Below are 3,011 nucleotides of genomic sequence, written 5' to 3'. Positions count from 1 at the left end.
CGTGGAGGCGCACGGTACCGGTACGCAGACGGGCGACCCGGCCGAGTGCGTGGCGCTGGGCCGGGCCCTGGGCGCGGACCGCACGGTGGGCCCGCTGCCCATCGGGTCGGTGAAGTCCAACCTCGGGCACCTGGAGCCCGCGTCGGGCATGGCAGGCCTTTTCAAGGCCCTCGCCGTGCTGCGGTACGGCAGCATCCCGCCCTCGCTGCACCTGGATCCGCTCAACCCCGACATCGACTTCGCCGGGCTGCGGCTGGAGCCCGTCGCCGAGACGCTTCCGCTGGCGCCCGCGGCGGCGGCGCAGCAGGACCGGCGCTTCGTGGGCGTCAACTCCTTCGGCTTCGGCGGGGCCAACGCCCATGTGGTCCTCGCGCCGCCGCCCGCCGCGTCCGCGTTCAGCCTCCCGTCCTCCGACTCCGCCCTCCCGTCCACCGCCTCCCCCGCGAGTCCCGCGTCCGCCGTCTCCCCCTCCATCCCCCCGCCCGCCACCTCCCCCTTCGGTCCGCCGCCCGCCATCCCCCGCCCCGCCCCGGACCCGGACGCGGCACCGCGCCCCCTCCCCGTCATCGCCTCGGGGCGCACCCCGCGGGCGGCCGAGGAGGCGGCGCGGCGGCTGGCCGCCCGGCTGGTGGGTGTCACGCCGCGGGAGTACTACGACATCGCGGCCACCACCAGTCTCCGCCGGGGCGTGCACCGCTGCCGCCGGGTCGCGCTGGCGGCGTCCGCGCACGAGGCCGCACGGCTGCTGTCCGACACGAGCACCTCCGGCACCGGCGCCCTCGACGCGGGCACCCGCGGCACGGGCACCGCCGACGTCGAAGCCTCCGCCGCGGGCACCTCCCCCGCCAAGACCTCCGCCGCAGGCGTCCTCCACACCGCCGCCTCCGGCGAAGCAGTCGAGCGCGGGCACGTCGCGCTCGTCTTCGCGGGCAACGGTTCGCCATGGGCGGGCATGGCCGCCGACCTGCTCGGCGACCCGGTGTTCCACGCCGAGGTGGACGCGGTGGACGTCGCGCTCGCGCCCCGGCTGGGCTGGTCGGTGGCCGAGCAACTGGGCCGGCCCGCGGACGAGTGGGCGCTGGGCACCACCGAGGTCGCGCAGCCGCTGCTGTTCGCGGTGCAGGCCGGGATCACCGCGGTCCTGCGCGACCGGGGCGTGCGGTGGCGGGTCGCGCTCGGGCACAGCGTCGGGGAGGTGGCCGCCGCGTACGCCGTCGGGGCGCTGACCCTGCACGAGGCGGCGTGGGTGGTCGCCGTGCGCAGCCGGGCCCAGGCGGTCACGGCCGGGCGTGGCCGGATGGCCGCGGTGGGGCTGTCGCCGGCCGAGGCGCGCAAGGCGCTGGAGCCGTACCCACGCCTGGTCGTGGCCGCGGTGAACAGCGCCCAGGACGTGACGGTCGCCGGGCCGGTGAACCACCTCAAGTCGCTGGGCGACGAGTTGGCGGGCCGGGGGGTGTTCTTCCGGCTCATGGACCTCGACCACGCCTTCCACAGCCCGGCCATGGAGGCGGCCCGGGCACCGCTGGCGACAGGCCTCGCCGGGCTGGCACCGCGCGGCGACGCCGCGGCGTTCGTCTCCACGGTGACCGGGGGCCCGGTGTCCGCCGACGGGCTGGACGCCGACTACTGGTGGCGCAACGTGCGCGAGCCGGTGCGGTTCGCGGACGCCGTCGGGCACGCCCTGGACACGGGCGTCGACGTGCTCCTGGAGGTCGGTCCGCACCCGGTGCTGCGGACGTATCTGCGCCGGATCGCCGCCGGCCGCGAGCGGGTGGCCGTGCTCGGCACGCTCAGCCGCGACGCCGACGGACCGGGCGCGCTGCGCAGGTCGGTGGAAGGGCTGCTCGCGGCCGGGGCGGAGACGGACTGGGCGCGCCTGTTCCCCCGCCCCGCGCGCGTGGCGGAGCTGCCCGCCTACCCCTGGCAGCGGGAGCGGCACTGGAGCGGCTCCCCGTCGCAGTGGATCGCCAGCAGCGGTGCCGGGCGCCTTGACCACCCGCTCCTCGGCGAGCGGCTGCCGAGCGCGGAACCCTCCTGGCAGGGGCCGGTCGAACCCGCGCTGGTGCCCTGGCTGGCCGACCACAAGGTGGCCGGGTCCGTGGTGTTCCCCGCGGCGGGGTACGTCGAGATGGCCCTGGCCGCGGGCCGGCGGGTCCTCGACGGCCCGGTGGAACTGGCCTGGCTGGAGATCAGCCGCCCGCTGGTGGTCCCCTGGGACCGGGCCGGGGACGTCCGCGTCCAGCTCGCCTGCTCGCCCGACGACGGCATGGTGACCGTCACCAGCACCGAAGCGGCCGAAGGCGGGGACGACGGCGACCCGCCGCCCCGGCCGCACGCCCGGTGCCGCGTCCGCGAGCTGATCGGCCGCTCCCCCGCGCGGGTCGACCTGACGGAGGTGCGCGCCCGCTGCCCGCGCCGGGGCGACCCGGACGCCCAGTACCGCGCCCTGGCCGCGAGCGGTCTGGACTACGGTCCCGCGTTCCGCCAGCTCGTACGGCTGCACATCGGGCAGGGCGAGGCGCTGGCCGCCTACCGGCACACCACGGACGCGGCCGACACCGCGCGGTACGTGGCGCATCCGGCGCTGCTGGACGGCGCATTGCAGGCCTGCGCGCCCCTCGTGGCCGCGCGGGCGGGCGACGGGCAGAGCTGGCTCCCGGCCTCGGTCGGGGCCGTCCGGGTGTGGCGCAGCCCGGCCGCTGCGGGAGCGATCCACGTCCGCGACCGTACGAACACCCCGGCCGCGGCGGGAACCGCGCACGTCCGCGACCGTACGAGCAGCTCGGCCGCGGCGGCAGTGGCGGACGTCCACGACCGTACGAGTACGGGCACCGAGCTCTGCTTCGACATCACCGTCACCGACCCGGACGGCAGCGTCAGCGTCGAACTGGACGGCGTACGCCTGCGCCGCGTGCCCGGCCCGGCCGCGCGGGCGCCGCAGCGGTACGAGACCGTATTGCGCGCGGTGCCGTACGCCCACCTGCCCGCCGCGCCCTCGCCGCTGCCCGGCA

General features: G+C 77.7%; 1 protein-coding gene. It reads left to right on the top strand.

Going from position 1 to position 3,011, the window contains the following annotated elements:
- A partial coding sequence (locus IE330_RS38250; protein ID WP_190140784.1) for an acyltransferase domain-containing protein occupies positions 1 to 3,011 on the top strand: 3,011 nt, incomplete at both ends.

Source organism: Streptomyces longispororuber (genome assembly GCF_014656095.1).
In the GTDB taxonomy this organism is placed as follows: domain Bacteria; phylum Actinomycetota; class Actinomycetes; order Streptomycetales; family Streptomycetaceae; genus Streptomyces; species Streptomyces longispororuber.
Note: the sequence above shows the minus strand (reverse complement) of the source record. Positions and strands in the feature narration are given on the sequence as shown.